This is a genomic window from Parapedobacter indicus (assembly GCF_900113765.1).
Lineage (GTDB): Bacteria > Bacteroidota > Bacteroidia > Sphingobacteriales > Sphingobacteriaceae > Parapedobacter > Parapedobacter indicus.
The window spans coordinates 457,553-480,331 of sequence record NZ_FOQO01000003.1; the positions used below are offsets into that span (position 1 = coordinate 457,553).

A 22,779-nucleotide genomic window follows, 5' to 3' on the forward strand; every position below is an offset into this window, starting at 1 on the left:
GAAAGAACATTGTATGAGAAAACCGACGTTACTGATTGCTGATAAGGATTCCGGTCTCCGGGAAAATCTTCAGCAGTTGATTAAAAACCTAGGGCGTTCTGCCGTATTCTGGGAGTGCTGCAATGGATTGGAAACGATCCGGTACATCAACGCCCTGCAGCCCGACCTCGTATTTATGAACGTCGATTTACCCGGAAAAAGTGGATTTGAGGTACTCGATGAAGCTACTTATATCCCAGCAGTAGTGCTACTCTCCGACTCGCCCGAACATGCAGCCAAAGCGTTTGAGTATCACGCCGTGGACTACCTGCTGAAACCACTCACCCTAGAAAAGCTGAATCGCGCATTCCAGAAATTTACCGGACTAGCCGTATCAACCGGAATGGTACACAACCCACACGCCCAACCGGCTACTTACCCACCACGGATTCTGGTAGAAAAAGGTAATCGTTTGATTGGTGTACCCGTCAGCAAAATCACCCACGTAAAAGCCGACAAAGACTACAGTTGGCTTCATACGGCCAGCGGCGAATATTTTCTCAGCACCTATGGCATCGGTCAGCTTGGCAATAAGCTGAATCCTCAGCAGTTCCTCCGCATTCACCGCTCATATCTCGTAAATATTGACCATATTCAAGAACTTTACCGGGATATCAGCAAACTTTTCATTGCTTTACCGAATAACATCGAAATCAGTGTAGGCAGAAACTACCTGCCTGTTATTAAGGAACTCATCTTCTAAGAAGCCTGTTATTTGCCCTTATCTGTGCAGCTTAATAGTCACTAATTTTGCTTCTTCAAGTATTTGGTAAGAATGACGATTAGTTGTCCTTCTACCCGCCCCTCTATTTGCTCGGCATTATCCTCGACCAAACGGATATTTTTCACCACTGTCCCCAATTTAGCGCTAAGGTTGCTACCTTTGACGTCGAGCGTTTTCGTTAATACCACGGAATCGCCGTTTTGCAAGACATTGCCGTATCCATCTTTATGAACGGTGATTTCGCCTGCCTCCGCCCGTTCGCCCGTAGCCTTCGCCCAAGCTAGGATTTCGTCATCCAGATACAAAATGTCCAACGCATCGGCCGCCCAGCTTTCATCCTTCAGGCAATTCAGCATCCGCCAAGCCAACACCTGTACGGCCGGCACCTCACTCCACATGGCATCGGGAAGAAAACGCCAAGCATTCGGATCTACGGGTTCCTTACCTTCGATCTGTGCAAGCAGGGATTTGCAAACGGCCACTTCGTTGTCCGAATATGTATCAGGCAATACATGATAGACTACTACCTCGGCTTCTTTTTGACATAATTCACACTTACCTCCACTCCTTGCCATCAATTGATCGTTCATATCTTTTTGATTTCGATTTTGGCGGCAAATATACCTTAATATCCAACAATGAAGGCGCTTCCTGCCCGATTTATTGTAGCGTAAATCTTTGGTTCAGGTACCTGCAGATAGGAAAAACCAAGTAGGCCCATTTTCCGATCCGATTATCGTAAGCGTACGCAATGACAAAGCCGGAGAGACAGAAAAAGGAGTCGACTGCCGGGAATCCATGGCCAATAAAATTCATACTGGAATCGGATTCAATGATTTCCATAAAATGGAAGATGACAATAGCCAACGCGGCAATGCCACGTAATCCGTCCAGCACGGAATACTTTACATAAATTTTAGTAGGTTTGTTGGTACATTTATAGCTTCGATTCAAATAGTCATGAGATCTATCTTTCTGTGTTTCTTCATTATTCTCATTGGTTGTTCCTTCGGCCAAAGACAGGAGGTATGGTTGGCGCTCGGCGATTCCATTACCTACCTTAACGAGCATCCCGACGAGGCAGGAAACCGGATCACGAAAGGTTACATGACCCTGGTGACCGAAAAACAGCCACACATCCGGTACATCAATCAGGGGCACAACGGTTGGACGGCCGTACGCATCGCCGAACAAATTGACAAATTAGGACTGGAAAAAGCGGATTATTATTCCGTTTTTCTGGGCACGAATGATTGGTGGGCTGGTTTACCATTGGGTTCGACCGCTGATTATCGCCGTAATTCCGGTGCCGGCACAACAAGCGGTGCGTTCCGAATCATCGTTGAAAAACTTCGCAGCTTAAATCCCGATGCAACGATTATCCTTATAACACCCATGCAACGATCTGACTTTGTATATATCAACAACTATGATAACAAAGCTTGGGGATCCTATAAGCCCAATAAAAATGGGCAGACACTTGAAGCATTCGCAGATACCATCCGCGCCATCGGTCTCCAAGAAGGGTTCAAAATCGTAGACCTATACCATCATCCCAAGCTGAACTTGCATAAGTTAGTCAAATTCAAATGGTTGAAAGATTCTACGTCAGGCGAATACCGGAAATATCGGTATCCGATGTACACGGAAGTCCCTTTTAACCCTGACACCGATGAGTACCCTTATCCAGAAGAAGCAATTGGCATGACGTATGACGGGTTGCACCCATCGGATAAAGGCTATCGTATCATCGCAAAGGAATTACTTACGATAATGAAATAGGTTGCCTCCGATTCGCCCGTTCAGCTAGTCAATAGCGCCAAAGACCTTCTTCAGCAACGAAGTGGTACGAAATACGGAATTATTTCGGATGTTACTTTCCTTTTCGGCCACCATTTTGAAAACACCGCCGATGGTTTCCTGGGTAACATAGGTGTTCAAATCTGTCTCGAGGGCCTGATGGGTAATTCCATTATACTTACTGATAATCTGCTCCCAGATTTTGTCGGCCCCTACTTTACCCAGCGATCCTTCGACCTTAGGTTTGAAAGCTGTAAAAAGCTGTTCGGTTGTTTTCCCTTTGAGATAATCAGTAGCGGCAGTGCTATCACCAAGCAGGATATTCTTTGCGTCGTCAAACGACATGGAAGTGATGGCATTGGCAAAGATAGGTACGCCTTCCTGAACGGCATTTTCCGCCGCCCTATTCAGCAGTAGCAATCCTTGGTCTGCCAAATTACCTAAGCCGACGCCCCGAAGAGCCACATCTACCTTTCTGAGCTTCTCCGGAAGTAAAATTTTAACCAATTCATTTTTGAAAAATCCATCTTCCGCACCCAATTTTGCAATGCCTTCTTTTACGCCAATGTTAAGCGCTTCCTTCAATGCGCCAGACATTTCTCCAGTGGATATTCCCCTCAAATCCGCATTCCTTTTTCCATTCGCTGAGTCCGTGTCACTTTGGCCATTTTTTACCGCTTCTTTTACTTTATCAAATATGCTTTGGGCGTGCACAGGTAGATAACCCAATCCGGCAACAACTAACCCCATTAAAAAAGTCTTTTTTAAAATCATCGTATGCAAATTTATTATAATTACATCCAGTACGCCGACAAAGGTATGTAACAAAATTAAATCGATGTCCGTATGTGGACAACAAGTGTTTGATCAATGTAATCGGCTTAACGCTCGAAACGAATAACGTTGGATAAAATTCCTCAAATGGACGCGCGTGTTCCCATTTGGTAACCTTAATCGCTATTGCAATTTTATTCACAAAGCCAAACAAAATGAGCGGTTGTGGTGTTTTTTTTTCATCGATTTGTCTATATGCATTATGTCTATGAAACAATCATACACCAGTATCACCACTGCACAATTACACCCGCAATCCTTTCCTTACGCTCCGCCGTTCCTCCTTCAGGAGATGGCGGTTTGCAATACTATGCACCTCGATACCCACGCTATTGAGAAAGAATTGATAAAAACCGAAGAAAAGTACGAAGCACTTTTTGATTCCATCGATGAGGGGTTTTGTATTATAGAAATACTTTTTGACCGAAATGAACGCCCGGTCGACTACTGCTTTCTAGAAGTCAATACCGCGTTTGAACGACAAACCGGCATCGTGAACCCGACAGGGCGACGCATGCGTGAAATTGCTCCATTGCATGAAGATTATTGGTTTGAAATCTTTGGGAAGGTAGCTACCACAGGTGAACCTGTGCGTTTTGAAAATCATGCAAAACAACTCAACCATTGGTATGAAGTATACGCATTCCGTACCGATCCGGAACAGCGACAGGTAGCCGTATTATTCAAGGACATAGATGCTCGGAAAACGGTTGATCAATTAAAGGACGATTTTATTAGCGTTGCCAGCCATGAATTGCGTACGCCGCTCACAGGTATAAAAGGTTATACCGATCTGTTAAAACGGCAACTGCAAAAGCCAGCAAAGAACGGCGACCTGCTCACCTTGGTCAACAAGCTCAACAAACAGGTAAACAGGCTGAGCAATCTCGTCAACAATCTTTTAGAAACCACCAATCTGTCCCATGGCAAACTTGTCCTCTCTAAAAACTGGTTTGATCTCAATGAATTGATCGTTGAATGTATTTCCCAGTTACAACCTATTACCCCCAAACGCAGACTGACCTTAAAGCTGGCAACTTATCCACCCATCCTGGCCGACCGAAAACGCATCGCGCAGGTGGTGACCAATATAATTTCCAATGCAATTAAATATACAGAAACGGATGGAACGATCGTGATCAGCACGACCTTGGATGGAACGAATGGCGTAAAAGTTGCGGTACACAATATCGGAGTGGGTACTGAACAAAAATATACTGGAAAAGTATTTGATCGTTTCTTCCGGATCAGCAGTACCGACATGCCCAGTCGCTCGGGCATGGGATTAGGCCTTTACATCTGCGCAGAAATCATCAAATGCCACGATGGTAGGATAGCTTTGGAAAGCACTCAAAACAATGACATAATCGTTTCCTTTACGCTCCCGTACAAGGTCTGAGCGTTGTATGGCCTAAATGCGCAATCGCACATAACGCAACACAAGACATCCATTGTCAAGTTCCATATTGTCAAACTTACATTGCCAAGGCAAACAGCCAGCTGTAAATCAACGACAATACATATCACACATCCAACCGCCCCAAAAAAAATTAAAAAAAACAAAAGTTAGTGATCATGCCCGAAATTTGGCACTGTTTTCGCTAATGAAGGATAGGTTTAGGTTGATAGCCCCTAACCCCATTGGGGCGGCCGTCCCGACTACGTCGGGACGGTTTTTTTATGCCCCGTATTTCCCTTAACTTCGCACCATTATATCTTCAATAAAGCCCGTAGGTGCAACATATGAGAAACATAACGATACTCCTGATAATAATGTGCAATGTTTGGAGCGCTGCTGCACAGGAAGAAACCCGATTATTACGTTTTCCCACCGTACATGGTGATCAAGTGGCCTTCACCTATGCCGGCGACTTATACCTGGTGTCTACCAATGGAGGGGTAGCGAGACGCTTAACCAGTCATCCAGGCCATGAACTATTCGCTCATTTCAGCCACGATGGCAAACACATCGCTTTCACAGGGCAATACGATGGAAATACGGAGGTATTTGTCATTCCTGCAACCGGGGGAGTACCCGAGCGCATTACCTATACAGCTACCCTCAATCGCGATGACCTCGCCGATCGCATGGGGCCCAATAACATTGTAATGGGCTGGACCCCGGATAATCAACATGTCATCTACCGCAGCCGCGGCACCTCATTCAATGCCTTCAAAGGTAAGCTGTATTTAGCCCCCTTGGACGGGGACCTTAGTCAGGAATTGCCCTTTTCTGTCGCATCGTGGGCCTCCTACAACGCTGACGGATCCAAGCTGGCCATGAATCGTGTATTCCGTGAATTCAGAACCTGGAAATATTACCGCGGGGGCATGGCTGACGATATCTGGCTGGTCGATCTTACCGCTGGCGATACGAAGAATGTGACCAATCATCCTGCCCAGGATGTATTTCCGATGTATTATCAGGACAAAATCTATTTTGTAAGTGACCGGGAGCGCATAGCAAATCTGTTTGTGTATGACACGCAGAACAAGCAGACAGAGAAAATTACAAATTTCACGGAATATGATGTCAAATTTCCTTCCCTGGGAGACCAAGCCATTGTTTTTGAAAATGGCGGCTATATCTATCACTATGACCTAATAAACGGACAAATCAAAAAAATTTCCATCGTCATCGCCGAAGATTTCGCTTCAGGCCGGACGAAACAGGTTGATGCGTCCAGATTTATATACAGTGCTGACCTTTCTCCCGATGGCAAACGAGCAGTATTTGGCGCAAGGGGAGATATCTATACTGTACCCGCCAAAACAGGCGTTACCCGTAATCTCACACAAAGCAGTGGCGCACATGATCGGAATGTAGGCTGGAGCCCTGACGGACAGTGGATCAGTTACCTTTCTGACCGTACGGGTGAAGACGAACTATACATTCAAAAACAAGATGGCACGGAACCCGCCCGCCAACTGACCAAAGGAGGTGGTTCCTATAAATTCAATCCGGTGTGGAGCCCAGATAGTAAAAGTATACTTTTTGGCGACCGTAATCAGGATCTCTATCTCGTAGATATCCAATCGAGTACGCAACAGTTGGTAACCCACTGCGACGAGGGAACAATAAGTTCCTATACATTTAGTCCCGATAGCAAATGGATTGCGTATTCGCTACCCGGTAAGGCACGTGAATTTTCGGTTATCAACTTATACCACATGGATACAAAACATACCATCACGGTTACCGACACGTGGTATAACAGCAGCCAACCCGAATTTAGCCCCGACGGCAAACTTCTTTATTTTGTTTCAGAACGCGACTTTAATCCTACCTACGGCAGCACGGAGTGGAACCATGTATACAATGACATGAGCCGTCCATATTTAGTCCGACTAAGCGCGGCCACCCGGTCCCCTTTTGCCGAAGAAAGCGACGAAGTATCCATCGTAACGTTGGAGGAAGAAGACACAAAAAGAGAAGATGAAGTCATCGTTTTAGTAGATGAAGAAGGATTGGCCGACCGCATTGAAAGTCTACCCGTATCCCCGGGTACTTATTTTGGCCTAATTGCGACTGCAGAGGGCTTATATTATTCCGGCGGAAACCAACGGAATCGTGGATTCAAGTTTTTTAGCCTTTCGGACAAGAAGGAAACCGAAATCGGAAATTTCAGTGGCTACGCCGCCACTCCGGATAAAAAGAAAATATTGATCCATAGCGGGGAGGATTTTTTCATTGAAGATCTAGGCAAGTCTAAAATCGCCGCTCCTGCTAACAAAGTAAGCTTGGCAGGTATGAAAGTAATCGTCGATATGAAAGCGGAGTGGAAACAGATTTATGATGAGAGCTGGCGCCAGATGCGGGATTATTTTTATGATCCCAATATGCATGGAGTCGACTGGAAAGCGATGCATGACAAATATGCTCCGCTGTTGCCCTATGTCAACCACCGGGACGATCTCACCTACCTCATCGGCGAGTTAATCAGTGAACTCAATGTAGGCCATGCTTATGTAAACAGTGGGGACCGCCCGTCTGTTAAACGTATTCCCATGGGATTGCTGGGCGCCGTTTTCAGCCGCGATAAAAGCGGTTACTACCGGATAGATAGTATTCTTTCGGGTCAAAGCTGGAACACCACCCTAATATCCCCACTCCGCGCCCCAGGAGTAGGCGCCAAACGCGGTGAATATATCATTTCGATCAACGGCACGTCGATGAAAGACGTAAAAAACCTTTATCAAATGTTGATCGCAAAAGCCGATCAACTGGTAGAAATCGAAATCAATGATTCACCAACCGCCAGTAATGCGCGGAAGGTACTTGTAAAACCAATAACCGATGAATCAGCGCTCTACTACCACGAATGGGTCCAGCAAAACATTGCCAAAGTAACGGCAGCCAGCAACGGTCGGATTGGTTACGTGCATATACCAGATATGGGGCCGGACGGACTCAATCAATTTGCCCGCTATTTCTATCCCCAGCTTGACAAGGAGGCCCTCATCATTGACGATCGGGGCAATGGTGGCGGCAATGTATCGCCGATGATTATCGAACGGTTGCTCCGCAAGCCGGGTTTGGGCACCATGCGTCGTAATAATAAGACCGCTTCCATTAAACCTGATGCCCACGTGGGCCCCAAAGTATGTCTCATCGACCAATATTCAGCCTCCGATGGCGACCTCTTTCCCTGGCAATTCCGCTACTACGGCATTGGGCCGCTAATTGGCCAACGTACCTGGGGTGGTGTTGTCGGCATCAGTGGAACGCTTCCATTCATCGATGGAGGCGATATGCGCAAACCTGAATTTGCGCACTTTGCAGCCGACGGTTCTTCGTTCATTATTGAGGGCGAAGGCGTACATCCCGACATAGAAGTGTCGAACGATCCTTACGATGAGTATCAACAACACGATGCTCAACTGGCCCGTGGTATAGCGGTACTCCTTCAAAAACTGGCAGAAGGCGGCGTAAACGGCGTGCCAAAAATACCGGCGTTTCCGAATAAATCAAAATAGCTCGTAGAGCAGCAACTACCGATGGAAGATTTCTCACGAAAAGCGATCACGCTGCGGAGCTACTTTCTGCATCACATCAAGGATCCAATTACGCGGGCTTTGACCTTCACCTATCTTTTGAGTGTATCCTTAACCATTCTCAAAATTATTGTCATTCTCCCACATTTTTCAAACGACACCTTCCGTATTGTTGTCTTTGCCGTTGTTTCCGCTACGGCGATTTTCCTCTGTGCGCGTGCAGCGAAAGGTCCACACCTCATTAGACGATATTATCACTTTGGCCTGATGGTGTATGTCGGCTACCTTGCCACCAGCATATTTCTACTCAGCAAGGGAATCAATATCTCCACGCTACAGGAATTTTACCTTGTCATCATGTGGTCTTTCTTTGGTCTTGGAATACATTGGGGCGTTTTGTATGCCGCATTGACAATCGGGATGGCTGTCGTCTTTTTGGTCTATTCCAACCAATCCATCACAATCATTGATCTTTTGCCTCCCCATATTCCATTTTGGACCGCAATTTTTGTCATTATCACAAACTTCATCTTGGCGATCTTCAGCCTCTACACCTATCAGCGGGCCATCGCAAAAACGTCAGCAGAAAAAACAGCCTTAAATAAACAATTAAACAAGTTGCTTGACGCAAAAACGGACTTTTTATCCACGATGTCACATGAATTACGCACGCCCTTAAATTCAGTGATCGGCATTACGAACCTCCTCATCGACGAAAACAAAGACGAGTCACAGAATGAGGACCTTAGAAATTTACGCTTTTCAGGAGAAAGCCTGCTGGTGCTCATCAACGATATCCTTGATTTTCAGAAAATGGACTCCCACAAACTGGAAATGGAATTAATACCTTTTAATTTGTCGGATTTATTGGAGGATACCTGCGGAAGCCTGAAAACCAAAGCCTCAGAAAAAAAACTGTACTTCGAAGTCAGTAGCGATCCAAGGTTAACAAGCTTCGAAGTGATAGGCGACCCCACACGGCTAACACAGATATTGTTTAATCTGGCAAGCAATGCAATCAAGTTTACCGAAGTGGGCGGTATCAAAGTTTCCTGTCAGCTTATAAATGACGAGGACAATCAGGCGACCATACATTTTTCAGTCGAAGATACAGGCATCGGAATAGCTACTGACCAACAAACTGCTATATTTGAACCTTTTATCCAAGCTTCTCGAAATATCTCCCGAAAATTTGGCGGAACGGGGTTGGGATTAGCCATCGTCAAGCACTTGGTCAATCTTCACGGAAGTGCCATTCATCTGAAAAGCACCCAAAATATGGGTTCCTCATTTTATTTCGATATCGTCTACAAGAAATACCACCGGAATTTGACTTTGCAGCGCCCCCTTTCCACACCGAACAGCCGGGCAATCAGTAAGGAAAGCTTGAAAGGCCTTCGTGTCCTGTTAGCAGAAGACAATCAGATGAGCATCCTATTCATGAAAAAATTATTTGCCAAATGGGAGATTGAACCGGATACCGCCGCGAATGGCCAGGAAACCATCGACAAACTAGCGCAGCACGCTTACGACGTTATTTTGATGGATCTTCATATGCCGGTCATGAACGGTATCGAGGCAACTGCATACATTCGCTCGCTTCAAGATCCCTCAAAATCCCGGGTTCACATTCTCGCATTAACTGCTTCCGTCTCAGACGAAATTATTGCCAACATCAAATTACTCGGGTTTGATGATTACTTGGGCAAACCTTTTCGACCCAATGACTTACATCACAAACTTGAGAAAATATTACGGAATCAACTCTCCTAACAGTACACCACTATATTAATCCGGTTATCCATGCGGGATATACCCCAAGCAATAACGTAACCAAAATTGCCACTGTCAATACCGTTTTGTAATAGCCATTGACAACTATTTGGTCGCGGTCTAGCGGTTTAAAGTACATAGCCACGATAACACGGAAATAATAGAAAATACCTATCGCAGCATTCACCACAGCCAAAACAACCAATAAAACGTGGTAATCGGCCAATACGCTGGAAAACATCATAAATTTACCGATAAAACCAGCTGTAAGTGGTATTCCTGCTAACGACAACATAGCGATGGCAAGCGCCAGCGAGAGGTAAGGGTTTTTCTTAGCCAAGCCATTAAAAGCCTCAAAATGATCACTTCCCGTTGTTCGCTTTACCAAGATAAGGACACCGAAAGCAACCACGGATGCCAACGAGTAGGCTCCGACATACACAAGCACAGCCTCAGCAGAAGAAGGACCAGCGGCGATAATGGCAAATAGCATATATCCCGCATGCGAAATGCTTGAATAGGCCAGCATTCGTTTAAAGCTTTGCTGTATAAGTGCTGTAATGTTGCCAATGAACAACGTAACGACTGCCATGATCAACAACACAGGTATCCAAAAATCCTGCAGCGGAACGAAACAGGAATAAAACAAACGGAGGAATCCCGCGAATGCAGCCGTCTTGACGACTGTACTCATAAATGTGGTAATCAGTATGGGAGCGCCATCGTAAACATCGGGCGTCCAAAAATGGAAAGGCGCTGCGCCTACCTTAAAAGCTAGCCCCACGATTAACAGCAATATACCTCCATATAATAAGGGAGAAACCGTGTGTGGATTGGAAACCACATAATCCTTAATTGCCGCCAGATCAAAAGAACCGCTGGCACCGTACAGCAGTGCTATACCAAACAGCAGAAAACCGGTAGAAAAAGCCCCCATCAGAAAATACTTCAACGCTGCTTCGTTTGAGGCAAAATCCTTTTTCCGGATACCCGCAAGTATATATAATGCCACAGACATGATTTCTATACCAATGAACAGCATAGCTAAATTATGAAATGACACCACCAATAAAGCTCCTGTCAGAGAGAACAGGATCAGCGCATAATACTCTGCCACATGGGTGCTGCCCGCGTCGAAATAATTTTTTGAAAGCAATAAAACCAGTGCAGTTATTAACACGCACAATACCGAAAATGCAACTGCATAATGGTCAAAAAGCACCATTCCACTGTATAAAGGCACAGCTTGTCCATCCCATTGGATGCCATACAACACCAACGTACTCACCAATCCCAATAAAGATACCGGCAGCAGTGCACGCCGGGCTTTGAACAATCCCAAATACAGCACCAATATGGCCAACAAAGACAGCGTAATGATTGCACTCATGTTTGTTTATCTTAACTCCCGTCCGGTTCAATAACCGTCGGATCTGACTACGTTTACTAGTTATTTATCAAATTTACCTTTTCAACCAGCTCCGTAACGGCTGCTTCGGAGATATGTAACAACGGCTTGGGATATATACCGATACCGATCACTAACACCACGATAACAGTCAATACCAGCCATTCCGTTCGGTTAATATCCAAAAAATTAGAGGTCTGCGCATTCGAATCACCAAGCATCACTTTTTGATACATGCGTAACATGTAAACCGCTCCCAATATCAAGGTGAGCCCTCCAAAAACGGCATACCAAATGCCATAGTGATATACTCCCATCAACAACAAAAATTCCCCGACGAACCCATTGGTCAACGGTAATCCCACGGCCCCCATTACAATCACCAAAAACACAATCGCCAGCACAGGCGCTGTCTTGGCAATTCCTCCCATAGCCTGCATTTCGCGTGTCCCTAACCTTCGGGCAACGATATCCAGCACAAAAAAGAGACCTACTACGCTGATGCCGTGATTGATCATCTGAATCATTGCCCCCTGTAAACCCTGTACATTCCATGCAAAAACTCCTGCACCGATAAGCCCTACGTGTGCAATGGAAGAATAGGCCACCAAGCGCTTCACATCCTGTTGCTTGAAGGCAATAATGGACGCATAAACCACACCAATCACACATAAGATAAGCGCCAATTGCCCATAAGCCGCAAAACCAAGTGGTGCTATTGGAATCAGCCAGCGGATCACTCCATATACTCCCATTTTAAGCATAATCCCTGCCAATAGCATGGTACCTGCAGTTGGCGCTTCTGTATAGGTGTCTGGCTGCCATGTGTGGAATGGGAAAATTGGCATCTTAATGGCAAACGCAAGAAAAAATGCCCAGAAAACCCACCGTTGTGTACCGGAGTCCAAGGTAAGCTGATAAAATGACGTCAACTCATAATCACCTGATGGCACCTGTAGGTGTAAATAGATGATGGCAATCAACATCAACAAGCTTCCCAAAAATGTGTAAACAAAGAATTTAAGGTTTACACGAATCCGGTTTTCTCCGCCCCACAGTGCGCAGATAAAATAAATCGGTATTAAGGCGATCTCCCAACCTACATAAAATGCGAAAGCATCCAGCGCGGTAAAAACCAGCAATAAGCCCGCCTGCATAAACAATATTAGCGCGTAAAAGCCACCTTTATAATCATAGCTGAACGCCGACAGAATAATTAAGGGAATCAACCCATTGGTCAACAACACCAATGGTAAGCTAATACCATCGATACCAATATGGAAATGGATACCCAACGCAGGTATCCATGCAAATTGCTGTTCAAATTGGATACTGGCATCGGGCACAAAATTCAATAGGAACGGAATCGTAAGTCCCAGTGAAACCAAAGACACCGCCAACGCGAATTGTCGAGCCGACTTTACCTGATTTACAAAAGCGAGCACAATTGCTCCAAGGACTGGAAGTAATAAAAGTATAAATAGATTGTCCATGTACGCGATATAACTTCGTCTCGATTAACCGTTAAAAATACCGTAGGCCAAGAGCGCGATTACCCCAATGACCATCATAAAAATATAGAAACCCACGTTCCCACTCTGCAGCAAACGGATTCCTTTGCTCGACTCACCCGCAGCCTTCCCTATGCCATCAACGATACCATCAATCCCTCCCTTATCCACCGTACGGTAGAAGAATACGGATAGCGCATTCAACGGCCGTACTACCAAGGCATCATATAACTCATCCACATAAAACTTGCGATAAGAAAGCTTGGCTAACCAACCGCGGGGCACCTCGTCGGGATCGGGTACCACTGCCTTTGACACATATAACCGATACGCGACCACAGCCATGACCACGGCCGCCAATGCAGATATCCCCATCAAGACATATTCGGTGCTGTGCTCCAAATGAAATTCCCCGGTTTTAGCAACCGAATCCGCAAATACCGGAGCAAGGAAGTTAGCCAGCGCATGCCCCCCCCCCAATGCCGACGGTACATTGAGTAAGCCGCCTATTGCAGCCAACACGGCCAATACGATCAACGGAACCGTCATCGTAGCAGGTGATTCATGCAGGTGTTTTTCTTGTTCCGATGTACCTCGGAATCGGCCGAAGAAAGTGAGAAATAACATACGGAACATATAAAAGGCTGTAAACAGCGCTCCGATGAACCCGAGTATCCATAACAGTTTGCTATGAGCAAACGCATGAGCCAGGATTTCGTCTTTAGAGAAAAAGCCTGAAAGCGGTGGGATACCGGCAATAGCAATTGTTCCGATCAGCATAGTCAAGTAGGTCACCGGCAAGTGTTTTTTCAATCCACCCATACTCCGCATATCCTGCTCGTCGCTCATCGCGTGGATAACCGAACCGGCCCCTAAAAACAACAATGCCTTAAAAAATGCATGGGTAATTACATGGAAAAACGCACCGGTAAATGCCCCGACCCCCAATCCCAAAAACATATAACCCAATTGCGAAACCGTGGAATAAGCCAATACCTTCTTGATGTCATTCTGGGTGACGGCGATAGCCGCGGCCAATAAAGCTGTGCAGATGCCGATGGCTGCCACCACTTGCAGTGTAATCGGTGACAACGTAAAGAGGATATTAGAGCGTGCAATCATGTAAATACCCGCCGTCACCATGGTTGCGGCGTGGATTAACGCTGATACCGGTGTGGGACCCGCCATCGCATCCGGCAACCAGGTAAACAACGGAATCTGAGCCGATTTACCCGTTGCCGCGACGAAGAGCAATAACGTAATCAACAACAAGGTGGTGTCACCCGTGACCATCTTAGCTGCCTGCGGAAATACGCCCGTAAATTCAAAGGTACCAAACGTAGCAAATATCAGAAACACCGCGATGAGGAATCCCAGATCACCGATACGGTTCATCACAAAAGCTTTCTTGGCAGCGGAGGCATAGGAAGAATTTTTGAACCAAAAGCCGATCAACAGGTATGAACAAAGTCCCACACCTTCCCAACCGATGAACATCACAATGTAATTTGACCCCAGCACCAACAGCAACATAAAGAATATGAACAAGTTTAGGTAAGCGAAAAACTTTGCAAACCCAGCATCTTGCTGCATGTATCCGATGGAATATACGTGAATGAGGAAACCGATGCCTGTGACAATAAGCAGCATGACGGCACTCAGCGGATCCACCAAAAAAGAAAGTGAAACCTGTAGGTTACCGGCACTGATCCAGTCAAAAACCGGCTGTGTGAACGCAGCGACCTCTCCCGCTTGTCTGGCCGCGTAAACGGTAGAAAACACACCGCAACTCAGCAGGAAAGCAATCAATACCACCCCACACCCGATGAAACTAACCAATGACTTTGGCAATACATTCCTACCGAGTCCATTGACCAAAAATCCGACCAACGGCAGCAATGGGATCAACCATACTAAATCTATCATGCTATTTAATAGTTCAAATCTTCAAATTCAACAACAAATTCGTCATCATTATCCCCGCAGCCGATTCAATGCGTTGATATCGACCGATCGTGTATTGCGATAAACCATCACAATAATCGCCAAACCGACCGCCACTTCAGCTGCGGCCAATGCCATAATGAAAAACACGAATACCTGTCCCGAGGCATCTCCGCTGTGTGCGGAAAAGGCCGTCAACAGCAAATTCACCGAATTTAGCATTAATTCGATAGACATCATGATGATGATGACATTGCGGCGAATAAGTACGCCAATAACTCCAATGGTAAAAATTAGGCTGCAAAACAGGATATAGTGATTTAGCGGAACACCCTGTATCTCTTGTACGATAGTCTCCATTTATGCGTTTTTTGGATCGTTTTTGGCCAGTAACACCGCCCCTACCATAGCGGTCAATAACAAAATTGAAGAAATTTCAAATGGGAGTAAAAATTCGCTAAACAGCACTTTCCCTAGATTGCCTACTAAGCCTATTTCCGTATTTCCCACAGCATCCGGACCGGTCACCTCCAGCACCCGGAAGGAGCCCGCCAATGTCACCAACAAGCACAAACCGGCAATCACACCCATCACCTTAACCAAATTGGATTTAAGTGGTTCTGTATCCTTGTTCAGGTTAAGCAGCATGAGCACGAAAAGGAAAAGCACCATGATGGCTCCCATGTATACAATGAAGTTGACGATGGCGAGAAACTGGGCATTCAGCAAAATATAATGTACAGTAAAGGTGAAAAAGGTAATAACCAAATATAATACACTGTGAACTGGGCTTTTGGCAAAGATGGTCATCAATGCAAAAAAAATCGACAGAAAGGCTACAAAATAAAAAACACTCATCAGGCTATCGTTTTTTGCTCCTTTTTATAGTCAAACCGGGGTTCCACCAATTTGTCTTTGCCATAGATAAAATCCTTACGTAACTGTTCAGGTGGCACATGCGATCCATCAAGGAAAATAGCCTCTTTAGGGCAAGCCTCTTCACAAAGTCCGCAAAAGATACACCGCAGCATATTGATTTCGTACACCGCAGCGTATTTCTCTTCCCGATAAAGGTTCTCTTCCCCTTTCTGCCGCTCGGCAGAGATCATCGTAATGGCCTCCGCAGGGCATGAAAGTGCACATAATCCACATGCGGTACACCGTTCGCGCCCTTCCTCATCTCGTTTAAGCGAATGCTGGCCACGGAAGTTTTTCGAATAGGGTCGTTGCACTTCGGGATACTTATAAGTAGCTTTCGGCTGGAAAAAATACTTAATCGTGATGCCAAGCCCACGGACAATCGCGGGCAAGTACATCCGTTCCCAAAAATTCATGGGCTTCTGTTCTAGCACTTTCTTCCGATTACTTAATGATTGCATAGTCTCTCTCCCGAATCCAAATTAAAAATAGGTGTCTTTCACGATGGTCGCAATACCCGTCAATACGATATTAGCCACCGCCAAAGGTATTAAAATCTTCCATCCCAACCGCATCAATTGGTCATAACGAAAACGGGGTACAGTCCATCGGATCCACATGAAGAAAAAGATGAATGCAAGTATCTTCGCAAAAAACACTAACACGCCGATAATGGTAATCCAATTCTGAGACAACCCCAGATCATACATAAACGGAAAATTATACCCGCCGAAGTATAAAGCCGCCATCAACGATGATGACACAAACATATTGATATATTCGGCAAACATATAAAAGGCCAGTTTCATGGAAGAGTATTCCACATTGTAACCACCTATCAGCTCCGTTTCGCATTCTGCTAAGTCAAAGGGCACCCGGTTACATTCAGCAAACGCACACACGAGAAAAATCAGGAAGCCCAGCGGTTGTACCCAGATATTCCAGTTAACAAAGCCTTCCTGCTGTGCAACGATCTCCTTCAACGAAAGTGTGCCGGTTATCATCAGCAAGGCTATCAGCGAAAGTCCCATACCAATTTCGTAGCTGATACTTTGCGAAGCAGCACGCACAGCCCCCATCAATGCATATTTGTTATTGGAGGCCCAGCCACCGATCATGATGCCATATACACCCAGCGCAACGACCCCAAATATGTAAAGCACCCCAACATTTATATCGGCAACCTGCAACGTAAACACCTTCTCACCGATGGTCAATTCCTGTCCCCATGGTATCACCGCACTGCTGATACAAGCCGTAAACATGGCAATCGTCGGTCCAGCAATAAACAAAGCCTTGTGTGCTCCGGCTGGAATAATCTCTTCCTTGAAGAAAAATTTACCCCCATCGGCCAAGGGTTGCAGCAAACCAAAGGGTCCTGCACGATCCGGACCGAACCGGGCTTGCATAAAACCTGCCACCTTACGCTCCACTAATGTGGAGTACATGGCAATAAACAGGGTAATAGCAAACACCACTACCACCAAAATCGTTTTTTCTAACAATAACGCTGATTCCATCGCTTTTAAAATCGTTAAAGCAGTTCCTTAGCACGTTCAAACTGATCCTTATTTGCTTCCTGCAACGAGAGGCTCTTCTTCACTACCGGAGGCGGCGCCAGTTCATCGTAGTGATTTAATGAAATGACCGAGGTAGGTTTCACGTCACGTGGACCTTCGATGGTCCAATCCGAAGTAGCTTTCTTGTCAAAGCGGCACGTATTGCAAATAAACGCCTCAACCTCCCCATACTCATCCTTTCGGGCCGTTACCCGTAGTACTTCTTCACCTTTATACCACAGCGTCACCTTACCGCTGCATGTCGGGCAGTCGCGATGTGCTTCCACCGGTTTGGTAAACCACACCCGATTTTTAAAGCGGAAGGTCTTATCGGTCAATGCACCTACCGGACAAACATCAATTACATTACCTGAAAATTCGTTATCAATTGCATTTTCGATATAGGTTGATATTTCGGCTGCATCACCGCGGCCAAGTATCCCATGCACACGTTGCGGGGTAAGCTGATCGGCCACAAATACGCACCGATAGCAGAGTATGCAACGGGTCATGTGCAACTGGACCTTATCTCCAATATCGATCTTGTCAAAAGTTCTTCGCTCAAACTCGTAACGCGTACTGGCTAAACCATGCTGGTAACTCAAATCCTGTAAGTGGCATTCGCCCGCCTGATCACAAATCGGACAATCCAACGGGTGGTTGATGAGTAACATCTCCACCACCCCTTTACGTGCCTCCATGACCTCGGGCGAAGTAATGTTCTGTACTTCCATTCCGTCCATAACCGTCGTGCGGCATGAGGCCACCAGTTTGGGCATAGGGCGTGGGTCTTTTTCCGATCCTTTGCTTACTTTCACGAGGCATGTCCGGCATTTTCCTCCACTGCCTTGCAGCTTGGAATAATAGCACATTGCAGGAGGCACGATATCGCCGCCGATCTGACGCGCGGCATTCAATATCGTCGTTCCCGGTGACACTTCCACCGGAATACCATCGATGCTTACCTTAAATTTTACGTCTTCCGCCATCTTTATTTGCTCTCGGCCGTCAGCCATCGGCATTCAGCCCTGTTAACTTCCTCCTTCTAATCCCGTCTTACCTAATTCTCACACCACCGGTTCCAGCGGATCCGCATAATGAGCTAATCCGAAATTACGTGCCTGTGCCTCTTGGCCGTTGGTGATATGCCACTCAAACTCATCCCTGAAATGGCGGATCGCACTGGCTACCGGCCATGCGGCCGCATCACCAAGCGGGCAAATGGTGTTTCCTTCAATTTTCTTGGACACATCTACCAGCAAATCGATGTCGCTGAACGAGCCATGCCCATGTTCAATTTTATGTAACACTTTTTCCATCCAACCTGTGCCCTCGCGGCAGGGAGAGCACTGCCCACAGCTTTCGTGGTGGTAAAAGCGGGTGAAATTCCATGTATTGCGTACGATGCATTGATCTTCGTCAAAGGCAATAAACCCGCCCGATCCTAACATCGTGCCGCTTTGAAATCCGCCGTCAGCCAACGATTCATACGTCATTAAACGCGATTCGCCTTTCAACGTTTTCAGAATCAGATTCGCAGGCAGAATGGGAACCGAAGATCCTCCCGCCACAACCGCCTTTAATCGCTTACCGTTTGCAATGCCACCGCAATATTCATCCGAATAAATAAATTCTTCAACGGGCAATCCCAGCTCAATTTCATATACGCCGGGGTTATTCAAATTACCGCCCGCAGAAATGAGCTTCGTTCCTGTGCTGCGTTCGATGCCGATCTTGGCATATTCCTCGCCTCCATCGTTGATGATGGGTACGGTGGCTGCTATCGACTCAACGTTATTAACCACCGTTGGGCAATTGTAAAGTCCAGACACGGCGGGGAACGGAGGTTTTATCCGCGGATTGCCCCGCTTGCCTTCCAACGATTCCAACAACGCCGTCTCTTCGCCACAGATATAGGCCCCACCGCCGGGTTGCACATACAGCTCCAGGTCATAGCCCACACCTAATATGTTCTTACCGAGAAATCCCGCCTGCCTCGCTTCCGCAATTGCTCTTTCGAGAATACGCACTTGGGGCATCATTTCTCCACGCACGTAGATATACGAAGTATTTGCACCCAGCGCATAGCTGGCCACAATCATTCCTTCGATCAACGCATGGGGAATGTGTGTCATTAGGTAGCGGTCTTTAAACGTTCCCGGTTCTGACTCATCGGCATTGCATACCAGGTAACGCGGTACGCCCTCAGGCTTGGCCAAGAAGCTCCACTTCATCCCCGTGGGGAAACCAGCCCCGCCGCGCCCCCTAAGTCCAGATTTCTTCACTTCATCCACCACCTCATCCGGGGTAAGCGTCTTCAAGGCTTTCTCCACAGCCCGGTACCCCCCTTTCTGACGGTATACATCAAACGCCTGAATTCCCGGGACGTCGATATGTGTCAACAGTAACTTACGAGCCATAACAATTCGCTATCAGCTATCGGCTATCAGCCAATAGCTACTGCTTTTTCTTTTAGTTCATCAATTAATTTGTCTACGCTTTCCTCGGTAAGGTTTTCGTAAAACGTATACTCCGGACCGATCTGTAGAACCGGGCCGTAGCCACAGGCTGCCAGACATTCCACACCCCGCCAGCTGAACAGCCCGTCAGGCGTCACCTCGCCTTCCTTCACACCCAGTCGGCTTTCGAGATGCTTCATGATCCGCTCGGCTCCCACCAAACAACAAGGCCCCGTACGGCATACTTCCAATGCATACTTCCCCTGCGGCCGCAGGAAAAACATGGTATAAAATGTGGCTACTTCATATACCTCGATAGGTTCAATCCCGAGATAAGCAGCCACGCGATCCATTGCCGGTACACTTAGCCAACCATATACTGCCTGCACCTCGTGCAACACCGGTAACAAGGCTGATTTTTGCCGTCCTTCCGGATAACGTGCTACAATCTCGGCAAATTTGCCGAGCAGGTCTTCCGCGAACTCCACCGGTTCGTTATGTTTCACACTAAGCATCCAGTTCTCCTGCTATAACATTTAAACTACTCATGTTGATAATGGCATCCGACAGCAGCATCCCGCTGCTCATAGGCGCATACATTTGATAGTTGATAAATGAAGGCCTACGGAAATGCAAACGATAAGGCGACCTACCTCCGTCACTGATCAGGTAGAAGCCCAACTCTCCGTTGGCCCCTTCCACACAATGATATAATTCCTTTTTCGGAGCGTCTATTTCTCCCATGACAATCTTGAAATGGTAAATCAATGCTTCCATATTGTTATACACCTCCTCTTTCGGTGGCAGGTAGAAGTCTGGGACATCCGCATGAAATATGCCTTCTGGTTCCTTTTCAATCTTTGCTAAGGCTTGGTCAATGATCCGCAGACTCTGCCACATCTCACTGTTACGTACTAAAAAGCGATCGTATACATCGCCGTTGGTTCCAACGGGTACTTCAAAATCAAATTCCTCGTAAGATGAATACGGCTCGTTGGCCCTCACATCATAGTCGATTCCCGTAGCCCGGAGGATGGGGCCGCTCCAGCTATAGCTCAGGGCTGTTTCAGGATCAACGGCCGCCACACCGGCAGTCCGTTCTATAAAAATCCGGTTCCGCTCAAGCAATGCTTCAAATTCCTTCAGTACTGCTGGAAATTCCTTTGCAAATTGCTTGATTTTCGAAAATGCCGTCTCATTGAAATCCCTTTCAAACCCTCCAATACGGCCAATATTTGTCGTCAGGCGCGCACCGCAAATCTCCTCAAAAATCTCGTAAATAAATTCCCGCTTCACCATCATCGGGATGAAACCGGCAAATGTGCCGGTATCTACCCCCAAAATACCGTTACAGATAATATGGTCGGCTATACGGGATAACTCCATGATGATCACCCGCATATACTGCACCCGTTTCGGAAGTTCAATCTCCAGGAGCTTTTCTACCGTCATGTGCCATCCCATGTTATTAATGGGCGACGAACAATAGTTGAGCCGGTCGGTCAGTGTGGTAATTTGGTAATAGGCACGGTGTTCCGCTATCTTCTCAAAAGCGCGGTGAATATATCCGATGGTAGACACGCCACTGATGATGCGCTCGCCGTCCACCTGCAGCACATTTTGGAACACACCGTGTGTAGCCGGGTGAGTCGGCCCCAGATTGAGCGTAAACAATTCGTCCTGTGGATCATTGTCTACAAAAATCGGCTTATTGTTCGTAATCTTACTGATTGAATCACTCATACTGATACCGCTTACCTTCCGAAGAAATAATCCTTTTTATCCACGCGATTGGGATCTTCCAGGGGATACTCTTTACGCATGGGGAATACCTCCATATCGTCTACATTCAATATTCTACGCAGATCGGGATGTCCAACGAACTGGATTCCGAAGAAATCATACGTCTCCCGTTCCATCCAGTTTGCGCCATTCCAAAGCACAGTAGCCGTTGGAATCGCCGGATAACTGCCTTCCAAAAAGACCTTGATCCGGATCCGTATGCTGTTCACCAAACTGTGCAGGTGATAAACTACGGCAAATTCCTTTGGAAGATCCGGATAATGAACTGCGGTGATATCGGTGAGATATCCAAACTGCAACTCTCCGTCCGACTTCAAAAACTCGAGAACGTCTAAAATATCCCCTTTGCCCACTTCCAGGGTCAGCAAACCATAGGACTCGTCCAATTGATTGAATCGCCCTTCAAACCGGGAGTTAAGGCGTGCGATGATGCTTTCGTTACTCAGCTTAGCCATTGGTATTGAATCCGTATTTCTCCAGCAACGCCTTATATTCTGGCGTTTGCCTCCTGTTTAATGGTTCGTCTTTTACAATTTCCTGCAGTCGCATCACTCCATCAAGGATGGCTTCCGGCCTTGGAGGACATCCCGGCACGTATACATCTACGGGAATGATCTCATCTATGCCCTGCAATACGGAATACGTATCAAATATTCCCCCACTGGATGCACACGCCCCTACAGCGATTACCCAGCGAGGTTCCGCCATTTGCGAATAGACCTGCCGTAGCACGGGCCCCATCTTCTTGGCAATGGTACCCATCACCATGAGCATATCAGCTTGCCGCGGCGAAAAACTGTTACGCTCCATCCCGAATCGACCCGCATCGTACGTAGCAGCCATCGTAGCCATAAATTCAATACCGCAACATGAAGTCGCAAATGGCAACGGCCAAAGCGAATTGGCCCTTGCCAGGCCAATAGCCTTATCCAACGATGTTGCGAAAAAACCAGACCCTTGAATCCCCGGGGGAGCTTCCGCCAATTTTATATCACTCATTACTAACCCCTTA

The 22,779-nt window shown here is 46.6% G+C and carries 20 protein-coding genes and 1 pseudogene; 5 read left to right on the forward strand and 16 right to left on the reverse strand.

All coding sequences use genetic code 11. The features are described from left to right. Positions 1 to 13: 13 nt before the first annotated feature. Positions 14 to 742: a LytR/AlgR family response regulator transcription factor gene (locus tag BMZ56_RS08390; protein ID WP_090626113.1), complete on the forward strand. Its 729-nt coding sequence runs from the start codon at positions 14 to 16 to the stop codon at positions 740 to 742. 41 nt (positions 743 to 783) lie between these two features. Here the strand turns inward: BMZ56_RS08390 and BMZ56_RS08395 are convergent, their stop codons facing one another. Further along, entirely contained in the window at positions 784 to 1,353 is a 570-nt protein-coding gene (locus tag BMZ56_RS08395; RefSeq protein ID WP_090626114.1) for a PhnA domain-containing protein, read from the reverse strand. Positions 1,354 to 1,465: 112 nt separating this feature from the next. Further along, positions 1,466 to 1,717: pseudogene (locus BMZ56_RS25950) on the reverse strand (acyltransferase family protein); the annotation flags it as partial. A 6-nt stretch (positions 1,718 to 1,723) separates the two neighbouring features. Between BMZ56_RS25950 and BMZ56_RS08405 the strand changes: the two are divergent. Continuing rightward, complete coding sequence (locus BMZ56_RS08405; protein ID WP_090626115.1) at positions 1,724 to 2,545, forward strand: SGNH/GDSL hydrolase family protein; 822 nt, start codon at positions 1,724 to 1,726, stop codon at positions 2,543 to 2,545. Between the two features lie 24 nt (positions 2,546 to 2,569). Here BMZ56_RS08405 and BMZ56_RS08410 read toward each other — a convergent pair whose 3' ends face one another. After that, complete coding sequence (locus BMZ56_RS08410) at positions 2,570 to 3,313, reverse strand: DUF4197 domain-containing protein (RefSeq protein ID WP_245893139.1); 744 nt, start codon at positions 3,311 to 3,313, stop codon at positions 2,570 to 2,572. A 292-nt stretch (positions 3,314 to 3,605) separates the two neighbouring features. On the opposite strand from BMZ56_RS08410, the gene BMZ56_RS08415 reads away from it, so the two are divergent. The 3 genes from BMZ56_RS08415 (at position 3,606) to BMZ56_RS08425 (ending at position 10,165) form a co-directional block, all read left to right on the forward strand. Beyond that, complete coding sequence (locus BMZ56_RS08415; protein WP_177195090.1) at positions 3,606 to 4,796, forward strand: PAS domain-containing sensor histidine kinase; 1,191 nt, start codon at positions 3,606 to 3,608, stop codon at positions 4,794 to 4,796. Between the two features lie 344 nt (positions 4,797 to 5,140). Further along, entirely contained in the window at positions 5,141 to 8,374 is a 3,234-nt protein-coding gene (locus BMZ56_RS08420; protein ID WP_090626118.1) for a S41 family peptidase, read from the forward strand. Between the two features lie 21 nt (positions 8,375 to 8,395). Beyond that, positions 8,396 to 10,165, forward strand: a complete 1,770-nt coding sequence (locus BMZ56_RS08425) for an ATP-binding protein (RefSeq protein ID WP_090626119.1) — start codon at positions 8,396 to 8,398, stop codon at positions 10,163 to 10,165. Between the two features lie 10 nt (positions 10,166 to 10,175). On the opposite strand, the gene BMZ56_RS08430 is transcribed toward BMZ56_RS08425, so the two are convergent. The 13 genes from BMZ56_RS08430 to BMZ56_RS08490 form a co-directional block, all read right to left on the reverse strand. Beyond that, positions 10,176 to 11,555: an NADH-quinone oxidoreductase subunit N gene (locus tag BMZ56_RS08430; RefSeq protein WP_090626120.1), complete on the reverse strand. Its 1,380-nt coding sequence runs from the start codon at positions 11,553 to 11,555 to the stop codon at positions 10,176 to 10,178. Between the two features lie 56 nt (positions 11,556 to 11,611). After that, the gene (locus tag BMZ56_RS08435) at positions 11,612 to 13,066 is read right to left on the reverse strand and encodes a complex I subunit 4 family protein (protein ID WP_090626121.1); all 1,455 of its coding nucleotides are present in this window, start codon (positions 13,064 to 13,066) and stop codon (positions 11,612 to 11,614) included. 24 nt (positions 13,067 to 13,090) lie between these two features. Next, the gene (gene nuoL, locus BMZ56_RS08440; protein WP_090626122.1) at positions 13,091 to 15,010 is read right to left on the reverse strand and encodes an NADH-quinone oxidoreductase subunit L; all 1,920 of its coding nucleotides are present in this window, start codon (positions 15,008 to 15,010) and stop codon (positions 13,091 to 13,093) included. 48 nt (positions 15,011 to 15,058) lie between these two features. Continuing rightward, positions 15,059 to 15,388, reverse strand: a complete 330-nt coding sequence (gene nuoK, locus BMZ56_RS08445; RefSeq protein WP_090626123.1) for an NADH-quinone oxidoreductase subunit NuoK — start codon at positions 15,386 to 15,388, stop codon at positions 15,059 to 15,061. Continuing rightward, the gene (locus BMZ56_RS08450) at positions 15,389 to 15,886 is read right to left on the reverse strand and encodes an NADH-quinone oxidoreductase subunit J family protein (protein WP_090626124.1); all 498 of its coding nucleotides are present in this window, start codon (positions 15,884 to 15,886) and stop codon (positions 15,389 to 15,391) included. It lies immediately after the preceding gene. Continuing rightward, the gene (locus tag BMZ56_RS08455) at positions 15,886 to 16,407 is read right to left on the reverse strand and encodes a NuoI/complex I 23 kDa subunit family protein (protein WP_090626125.1); all 522 of its coding nucleotides are present in this window, start codon (positions 16,405 to 16,407) and stop codon (positions 15,886 to 15,888) included. The genes BMZ56_RS08450 and BMZ56_RS08455 overlap by 1 nt, the downstream gene beginning before the upstream one ends. Before the next feature lie 21 nt (positions 16,408 to 16,428). Continuing rightward, complete coding sequence (nuoH, locus tag BMZ56_RS08460) at positions 16,429 to 17,466, reverse strand: NADH-quinone oxidoreductase subunit NuoH (RefSeq protein WP_090626126.1); 1,038 nt, start codon at positions 17,464 to 17,466, stop codon at positions 16,429 to 16,431. Between the two features lie 14 nt (positions 17,467 to 17,480). Continuing rightward, positions 17,481 to 18,494: an NADH-quinone oxidoreductase subunit G gene (locus tag BMZ56_RS08465; RefSeq protein WP_090626269.1), complete on the reverse strand. Its 1,014-nt coding sequence runs from the start codon at positions 18,492 to 18,494 to the stop codon at positions 17,481 to 17,483. A gap of 78 nt (positions 18,495 to 18,572) precedes the next feature. Continuing rightward, positions 18,573 to 19,925, reverse strand: a complete 1,353-nt coding sequence (gene nuoF / locus BMZ56_RS08470) for an NADH-quinone oxidoreductase subunit NuoF (protein WP_090626127.1) — start codon at positions 19,923 to 19,925, stop codon at positions 18,573 to 18,575. A gap of 26 nt (positions 19,926 to 19,951) precedes the next feature. Further along, the gene (locus BMZ56_RS08475) at positions 19,952 to 20,479 is read right to left on the reverse strand and encodes an NADH-quinone oxidoreductase subunit NuoE family protein (RefSeq protein WP_090626128.1); all 528 of its coding nucleotides are present in this window, start codon (positions 20,477 to 20,479) and stop codon (positions 19,952 to 19,954) included. Then, positions 20,472 to 21,707 carry an NADH-quinone oxidoreductase subunit D gene (locus BMZ56_RS08480; RefSeq protein WP_177195091.1) on the reverse strand — a complete coding sequence of 412 codons (1,236 nt, stop codon included), beginning with the start codon at positions 21,705 to 21,707 and terminating at the stop codon, positions 20,472 to 20,474. The genes BMZ56_RS08475 and BMZ56_RS08480 overlap by 8 nt, the downstream gene beginning before the upstream one ends. Positions 21,708 to 21,718: 11 nt before the next feature. Beyond that, positions 21,719 to 22,222 (reverse strand): NADH-quinone oxidoreductase subunit C, encoded by a 504-nt coding sequence (locus BMZ56_RS08485; protein WP_090626129.1) that lies wholly within the window; start codon positions 22,220 to 22,222, stop codon positions 21,719 to 21,721. After that, positions 22,215 to 22,766, reverse strand: a complete 552-nt coding sequence (locus BMZ56_RS08490; RefSeq protein WP_090626130.1) for an NADH-quinone oxidoreductase subunit B — start codon at positions 22,764 to 22,766, stop codon at positions 22,215 to 22,217. Before BMZ56_RS08490 ends, BMZ56_RS08485 begins: the two co-directional genes overlap by 8 nt. Between the last annotated feature and the right edge of the window lie 13 nt (positions 22,767 to 22,779).

Excerpts from the sequence above, each read along its gene's own strand:
- BMZ56_RS08390 (WP_090626113.1), top strand. The coding sequence starts at position 14 with ATGAGAAAACCGACGTTACTGATTGCTGATAAGGATTCCGGTCTCCGG.
- BMZ56_RS08395 (WP_090626114.1), bottom strand. The coding sequence starts at position 1,353 with ATGAACGATCAATTGATGGCAAGGAGTGGAGGTAAGTGTGAATTATGT.
- BMZ56_RS08405 (WP_090626115.1), top strand. The coding sequence starts at position 1,724 with ATGAGATCTATCTTTCTGTGTTTCTTCATTATTCTCATTGGTTGTTCC.
- BMZ56_RS08410 (WP_245893139.1), bottom strand. The coding sequence starts at position 3,313 with ATGGGGTTAGTTGTTGCCGGATTGGGTTATCTACCTGTGCACGCCCAA.
- BMZ56_RS08415 (WP_177195090.1), top strand. The coding sequence starts at position 3,606 with ATGAAACAATCATACACCAGTATCACCACTGCACAATTACACCCGCAA.
- BMZ56_RS08420 (WP_090626118.1), top strand. The coding sequence starts at position 5,141 with ATGAGAAACATAACGATACTCCTGATAATAATGTGCAATGTTTGGAGC.
- BMZ56_RS08425 (WP_090626119.1), top strand. The coding sequence starts at position 8,396 with ATGGAAGATTTCTCACGAAAAGCGATCACGCTGCGGAGCTACTTTCTG.
- BMZ56_RS08430 (WP_090626120.1), bottom strand. The coding sequence starts at position 11,555 with ATGAGTGCAATCATTACGCTGTCTTTGTTGGCCATATTGGTGCTGTAT.
- BMZ56_RS08435 (WP_090626121.1), bottom strand. The coding sequence starts at position 13,066 with ATGGACAATCTATTTATACTTTTATTACTTCCAGTCCTTGGAGCAATT.
- nuoL (WP_090626122.1), bottom strand. The coding sequence starts at position 15,010 with ATGATAGATTTAGTATGGTTGATCCCATTGCTGCCGTTGGTCGGATTT.
- nuoK (WP_090626123.1), bottom strand. The coding sequence starts at position 15,388 with ATGGAGACTATCGTACAAGAGATACAGGGTGTTCCGCTAAATCACTAT.
- BMZ56_RS08450 (WP_090626124.1), bottom strand. The coding sequence starts at position 15,886 with ATGAGTGTTTTTTATTTTGTAGCCTTTCTGTCGATTTTTTTTGCATTG.
- BMZ56_RS08455 (WP_090626125.1), bottom strand. The coding sequence starts at position 16,407 with ATGCAATCATTAAGTAATCGGAAGAAAGTGCTAGAACAGAAGCCCATG.
- nuoH (WP_090626126.1), bottom strand. The coding sequence starts at position 17,466 with ATGGAATCAGCGTTATTGTTAGAAAAAACGATTTTGGTGGTAGTGGTG.
- BMZ56_RS08465 (WP_090626269.1), bottom strand. The coding sequence starts at position 18,494 with ATGGCGGAAGACGTAAAATTTAAGGTAAGCATCGATGGTATTCCGGTG.
- nuoF (WP_090626127.1), bottom strand. The coding sequence starts at position 19,925 with ATGGCTCGTAAGTTACTGTTGACACATATCGACGTCCCGGGAATTCAG.
- BMZ56_RS08475 (WP_090626128.1), bottom strand. The coding sequence starts at position 20,479 with ATGCTTAGTGTGAAACATAACGAACCGGTGGAGTTCGCGGAAGACCTG.
- BMZ56_RS08480 (WP_177195091.1), bottom strand. The coding sequence starts at position 21,707 with ATGAGTGATTCAATCAGTAAGATTACGAACAATAAGCCGATTTTTGTA.
- BMZ56_RS08485 (WP_090626129.1), bottom strand. The coding sequence starts at position 22,222 with ATGGCTAAGCTGAGTAACGAAAGCATCATCGCACGCCTTAACTCCCGG.
- BMZ56_RS08490 (WP_090626130.1), bottom strand. The coding sequence starts at position 22,766 with ATGAGTGATATAAAATTGGCGGAAGCTCCCCCGGGGATTCAAGGGTCT.